The organism is Bradyrhizobium sp. AUGA SZCCT0431 (genome assembly GCF_018131065.1).
Lineage (GTDB): Bacteria > Pseudomonadota > Alphaproteobacteria > Rhizobiales > Xanthobacteraceae > Bradyrhizobium.
The window spans coordinates 1-6573 of the sequence record NZ_JAFCLR010000081.1 but is presented as its reverse complement, the minus strand read 5'-3'; the positions used below and the strand labels follow the sequence as shown (position 1 = coordinate 6573).

At 61.3% G+C, this 6573-nt stretch carries 4 protein-coding genes; 2 read left to right on the top strand and 2 right to left on the bottom strand.

All coding sequences use genetic code 11. From position 1 onward, the window contains the following. Positions 1–240: 240 nt before the first annotated feature. On the bottom strand, positions 241–1053 hold the full coding sequence (locus tag JQ567_RS37620) for an aminoglycoside phosphotransferase family protein (protein ID WP_212443492.1): 813 nt from the start codon (positions 1051–1053) through the stop codon (positions 241–243). A gap of 389 nt (positions 1054–1442) precedes the next feature. Here JQ567_RS37620 and JQ567_RS37615 point away from each other — a divergent pair, with 389 nt between their 5' ends. Beyond that, positions 1443–2612 (top strand): trans-acting enoyl reductase family protein, encoded by a 1170-nt coding sequence (locus JQ567_RS37615; RefSeq protein ID WP_212443491.1) that lies wholly within the window; start codon positions 1443–1445, stop codon positions 2610–2612. Between the two features lie 290 nt (positions 2613–2902). Here JQ567_RS37615 and JQ567_RS37610 read toward each other — a convergent pair whose 3' ends face one another. Further along, positions 2903–4648 (bottom strand): hypothetical protein, encoded by a 1746-nt coding sequence (locus JQ567_RS37610; protein ID WP_212443490.1) that lies wholly within the window; start codon positions 4646–4648, stop codon positions 2903–2905. Positions 4649–5338: 690 nt separating this feature from the next. On the opposite strand from JQ567_RS37610, the gene JQ567_RS37605 reads away from it, so the two are divergent. Beyond that, on the top strand, positions 5339–6310 hold the full coding sequence (locus JQ567_RS37605) for an MBL fold metallo-hydrolase (RefSeq protein WP_212443489.1): 972 nt from the start codon (positions 5339–5341) through the stop codon (positions 6308–6310). Positions 6311–6573 lie beyond the last annotated feature (263 nt).

The following is a 6573-nucleotide window of genomic DNA, read 5'->3' as shown; positions in this document are numbered from 1 at the left end:
CTGTTCAACTGTCTTCTCACTCGGGCCGACGAAGTGATCGAATAGAGCCGTTGTTTGCTGCGGTGCATGAGTCCGCTGTTGGCACTTTTCGGAACTGACAAGCCGGACTGACGATGTCCGTTCTTGAAGGCAAAGCTGACTTCCTGGTGGCAAGTCCCCCGACTTCTCAGTTTGACCCAAAGGAGACACCGACGGCTCGCTTCGACAGGCCGCTCCGGCTCGCGCGCGCGACCAAACAATTCAGTCTTCCGAGCGCAGAGACGCTTCGATGCGCTGGATCAGCCGCTCCCGCAGCGAAGGCACCGCGTTGCCGAGAACGGCGAAGGTGCGGACGATGGGCAAATACGGCTCCATTGCCGCCGTTAGCTCCGCGAGAGACATGCCGGCCAGCCGAGCATATTCGGATTGCGCCGCCGCATTGGTCGCGCGCGGCCGCTCCGGATTGTCGGCGACTTCCGGCCCGAGCTCGGACAGGATCACGCGCAAGAACCCAAGCTCGAGGACGGCGGGCCCGCACATCGCGCTGACCCAGTCGACCAGCTTTGGGCCTTCCGCTGTCATGATCACGTTACCAGGGCTCAGGTCGGTATGGCAAAGCCCGTCGCCCGGCGGCAAGCGATCGATCAGCGCGAGGATTTCAGTGGCGATTTGCTTCGGAAGCTTGCCGTCGTCGTGCCCCAACTGAGCCTCCATATACTCGCGCATGGAGAGGACCTCCGGCGGCAGGGGCGTCTTGTGAATGGACATGGCAAGAGCCGCGACGATCGCGCCGGCCTGTTCGAATGTCACCGCGCCGGTTCGGGTTAGCTGCAGCAGGGTCGGTCCGTCGAGGCGCTGCAGCACGATTCCGAAGCGCCCGTCCAGGGTCACCTCGCCGAACACCTCCGGCACCGGGGCGCCGGCGGCGTGGACGGCGCGGATCATGTGCACCTCGAACCAGGGCATCCGCCGCGGCAAGCCGGGCTTGAACAGTTTGACGACTTGCCCCGGCGCCCACGCGTAGGCTTCGGAGTAGGCGCCTTCACCTATCTTTTCCCCCAGCGATCCCTGCATGCCCGTTCTCCGCCGTGCAGAGGAAACACCGGCGGCGAGCAAAAAGGAACCCTCCCGTCGCGGGGCCGCCGGGAAATGTGATCGCCTTTCAACCTGCAGAGACCTTCGTCCACTCCGTTAAATGGTGCCAAGTCTGGTTGTGGCACCTTTGAGACATGCCCGCCTATCCTGAGAATGTCCGTTCACCGGGGTAGACCGGAAGTCGCCTTGGCCCGGTCAAACCGACGCGAATGACCCCAACCGGACGTTGCGCACCCCAAGGCAGGAACTGTGGTATCCTCCGTCAAACGCGATGGGACGGTTTGCTGCTCGTGCTGAGCGTCCTCGTGTCCTGCGATTGCACACGGATCAGAAGATAGCTCTCCCGGATCTCGAGGAGGACCAACGTCGTGAAGCGGGACTTCGACCTCATCGTCTATGGTGCGACGGGTTACACCGGCCGTCTCATCGCCGAATATCTGGCGACGTCCTATCGCGGCGACGATGCTCCGTCCTGGGCGATTGCGGGACGCTCGACCGACAAGCTCCAGAAGGTGCGTGCCGACATCGGCGCACCGGACAATTTGCCTCTGGTGAAGGCGGATGCCGCCGAGCCGGCCAGCCTACGTTCGATGTGCGAGCGTGCGGCCGTGATCATCACGACGGTCGGGCCTTATCAGCTCCACGGTCCCGAGCTTGTGGCGGCCTGTGCGGCCACGGGCACGGCCTATGTTGATCTGTGCGGCGAACCTGCTTGGATGCGGCGCATGATCGACGCCCATCACGAAGAGGCGGAACGGACCGGTGCGCGCATCGTCTTTTCCTGCGGCTTCGATTCCATCCCGTTCGATCTCGGCGTGCTCACGTTGCAGGAGAAGGCGCGCGAGAAATTCGGACGCCCGGCGCGCCGGGTCAAAGCCCGCCTGCGCAACGTGAAAGGCGGCATGTCTGGCGGCACCGCAGCGAGCGCTCGGGCGACGTTGGCCGCCGCGGCGCGCGACCCGGCCCTGATCCGGCTGCTGAACGATCCCTTCGCGTTGACGCCGGGGTTCACCGGGCCGTCTCAGCCGTCGGGCCTCGTCCCCGAATACGACCCGCGCATGAACGTGTTGCTCGTGCCGTTCCCCATGGCGCCGATCAACACCAAGAACGTGCACCGCACGAATTTCCTGTTGGGTCATCCCTATGGCAAGGACTTCGTTTACGACGAGATGATGGTCGCGCCGGGATTTGGGGAACTCGCCCGCGTGACGACGGAGACGTTCGCCACGATAGTTTCCTTGGTCGCGACCGGCGGTCTCAAACCCGGCGCAGGCCCGACTCGGGAAGAGCGCGAGAAGGGCTTCTACGACATCCTCTTCCTGGGCGAGCTGCCGGATGGCGGACGGGTCGAGGCGGTAGTCACGGGCGACCGCGATCCGGGCTACGGCTCGACCAGCAAGATGATCGCCGAGAGCGCTCTCTGTCTCGTGCGCGACGTGCAGGGCGAGGGTGGCATCTGGACGCCGGGCGCGCTGATGGGTCCGGCATTGCGCAAGCGTCTGAACGAGCGCGCCGGCCTCACCTTCAGCGCGCATTGAGGTAGCGCTCAGAACTGCAGCGGCGTGCCGGATTACGTGCATCGTAACCAACGAAAGCGCGGCCTGGCGAGCGCGAGCCTCAAATCCGGTTCAATGGCCGCTGTTGGCACCTTTGAGACATGCCCGCCTATCCTGAGAATGTCCGTTCACCGGGGTAGACCGGAAGTTGCCGTGATCCGGCCAAACCGACGCGAATGACCCTGAGCGGACTTCGCGGCCTAACGCGCATGACGATTGCGCACGGTTCGCTAACAATTTTTCCGCGTTACAGCGACCCCCGACATTGGGAATCATGAGTTGCGTTGGAGCAGGCCCGGTGGAATCGGCCATGTCTTCGCCCGTTCCCACGCACCATCACGCCAAATGTACAGCACGAGCTCGTGATTGAGTCGTGGTAGTCCGAGCGTGTCGGTCACCTCATCCATCGTGCCTTCGCCGTCCTGTATGAGCAGATAATCCAGCTCGCCGCGCGCCGCCCAGCTTGCGACTTTTTCAAGGTCGCCGTCGTCCCACCCGATGGTCGCAGCGATTTGCTGTTCGTGCATGTCGAGTCGCCACAGGTTGTAGCGGACCGCCACTCCAAAGGGATTTGAACTCCAGTAGGGCACGATCAGCAGCTTCGACCCTGCGGGTACCACGTCTCGCATTTCGACTGCGGCGTCTCGGAGGAAGCGTTGCCACGCCCTGCCCGGGGGATTGTTGAGATCGCTGCGCAGCGGCATGGCGCAAAACGCCGCCGATACCACCGCAAGCGTGGGAACAGCACTCCGCAGGTCCATCCATGCCGGCCAGCGTGCGATCCCAAGCGCCATGACCGGCGCGTACAGCCCAAGCAGCGCCACATGGGGCGTATAGCGCCAATAGTCGGCCGCAGTACGAGCATCGGAGACTGTCATGACTCCGAGATAGATGATCACCAGGAAGGCATTGTAGCCGAGCCAGACCGTGGCACAGATCACCGCCAGCCATCGCGCCTCGCTGGCTTTGCGCGGCAACTGGAAAAAAGAGGCGACGCCGAACGCCGTGACCAGCCACATCATGGAGTGAAACAGCGGCGCGTCGGCAATGAGGTGGCCGATGGCAGCAAGGGTTTGGCGCAGGACATCAAAATTCCATGTGTCGAAGGTCCGGAAGGCTTGTTCCGAGTTGGGCAAGCTGCCCATGACATACCACCGCCACAACGCGATGACGACAATCGCAGGAGCCAGCATCCGAGGAAGCTGCAGCAACGCCTGCCGTGTTCGGATCGCGGGAACGCGCAACGCCACGAGGATCAGTCCGGCTGTGACCAATACCAAGAGCACCGGATTGGCCTGCTTGAGATTGACCAGCATCGCGCCCACAAGTCCGAAGCGCCAAGCCAGTCCTTCGATATCCACAGCGTCAGGGGCTGACAGACGTACCAATATCTCGACCCCGAGAAGGCCAAGCGCACCGACCGCGACCATCGTTCCGCAATCCGGGTATGACGATAGCACTACGCCACCGTCAAGACCGGGATTGAAAAGAGTCGTGATTGCTACCGCGCTGGCAATCAATATCGGCGGCATTTCTGTGGCCTGCAAGCGCCCATGTCGGACGAGCGCCGCGGCCAGGCCCTCGGCGAAGAGCGCGCTCGATCCTGCGAGCAACAAGGCATTGATGATGGGTCCTGCGGTCTCGAGAAAGCGCCCACCAACGAATGAAGCGGCCGAAATCATGAGCGGCATGCCCTGCGGATAGCCCGGAAATATCGAGAGCGAGCGCGGCAGATCGGGCCATGGGAGCGAATTGTGCCGGTATTCGTAAGCAGCACTGGGCAGCCAATTCCAGAAGTCGTCCCACATCGCGGGATCGTGGCCGGCCGCACTGACGAAAATTGGTGAAACCAGAGCTAATGCGATCCAGGTCGAACGTCCACCAGGAAATTGCCGCCGCATCAGAAGTGCAATCACCGACAAGATGACAAGGCCGGCCATAAGCCAGGAGAGCGGAACGCGCGTCGTGGCCGCAAGAATAGTAAGCGCGCCGGTGAGGAGCCCAAATCCTACCAGCATGTCCGCTCCAGGCCAGCCCGATCGACCTCGTCTAACCGCCGATCCTGCCACAATACAGGCTACAACCGGAATCAGGGTGCACACCAACGCACGCACGGACTCACCAAACATCGATGTTACTCATGGTGGTGACATTGAGATGGCTAACGATCATTTCCCGCGACGCGCTCAATTTTAGAGGACCAACCTTAGTCCATCTGCTTTGTCGGATATCAATTACAAACTTCACTCTGTACGGCTAAATTATAAGCGCCGTTGCTGCCTGCAGAGATCATCCTGCAACCTTTCCTCACAGCGTCCGCTGACGCAAATGACGTGCCCGCTCGGGTTCCGACTTAGTTTGCGCCGCCATAGCCGGCTTGGCCTGGCCTGCAAGTCAGCAGCTAAGGGAGAGACGCAAAATCGCAGCTACCGTCGCGAGCAAGGCACATTGAATTTGACGCAAATAAATGCCCTTAAAGGACAAGCAATCGGTAGCTGACCCTTAATTCGCAGACGCGAACGGCCGGTGCTGGCGACTTCCGAGTTTGGCACTTTTGAGACATGCCGACCGACAGCGACAATGTCCGCTCTCGGTGGAAGACCCGAAATCGTCGCCCAAAAGCGACGCGAATGACCCAAAGCCGACCTTGTGCAGTGCACATCCCCATTGGTATGCTCGATCCATTCACCAGCGGGGAGTGCCGAACGATGTCCGATATCTCGCGGCGCGACCTGACACTTGGCGCAGCCGGTGCTTACGCCGCGTTTGGTCTCGACAAGCCGAACACGTTTGTCGACGCGGCTCACGCTCAACAGTCCGTCCAGCAACCTTTCCGCAAATACAAGGTCGGCGACATTGAAGTCTTCTCTCTGATTGATGGCATGCGTGACGTTCCGCTGCGGGAGGGTATGGTCAGGAATGTCAGCGTCGAACAGGTCAAGGCCGCGTTGCGCACTGCCGGTTTTCCCGACAACCAGGCGCCCCTGCGGTTTATCGTCATGGCGCTCAAGCTGCGCGATCAAGTGGTCCTGATCGACTCGGGCACGGGCGGTCATCCGATTTATGGTGAGGGGAACGGCCGGCTATTCGAGAGCATGGCGGCGGCGGGCCTTGACCCCAAGGCAGTCAAGACGATCCTCATCTCCCATCTCCACGGCGATCACATTTATGGCCTCATGAACAATGAGAGCAATGCGCAGGTCTTCCCGGATGCCGACATCGTGGTGCCCGCCGCGGAATTGAAATGGTGGACGCGCCCGGGGGTCGAGTCGATCGATCTCGGACCGACGCGCAAGGGCCTCGCCCAGCGCATTCAGGCCACGGTGGCGACTTGGAAAAACGTCAGGACCTTTGAGGGAGAACCAGAACTCCTGCCTGGCGTGCACGCCGTTCAGGCGCCCGGCCATAGCCCGGGAATGGTCGCACATCTGGTCAGCTCCGGCGGCGAACAGTTCCTGATCAGCGCCGACGTGGTCAATCTTGCGCCCCACATTTCAACAAATCCCGAGTGGCAGCTCGCTATCGACCAGGATCCGCAAATGGCTGTCGAAACGCGAAGGAAGATCTTCGATCGCGCGGTGGCCGACAAGCTCACCATTTCGGGTACTCACTGGTTGATGCCCAACGTCGGCAAGCTGGCCAAGGATGGCAACAGCTACGTATTCGCAGCCGAGGGGTAATATCCCCGCGACACTACCCGTTGGCAATTGGGACGATGACGGCTGCCCGTAGCAGAGAACCGGGCGGCATCTGAGTCAGCTTTTTCGCACTTTTCGGACATGGCGCGATGTCCGACTTGAGTCCGTTATGCTCACCAAACCGGGCGTCCGCCGACCACTTCAAATTTATGGATTCATGCCCTGGTCTAGGTGGTGTGGACTCTAAGGATTCCCTTTTAAGAGCAAATCAGATTCAAGGCTGCTTTTGGGGAGGCAGTCTTGGG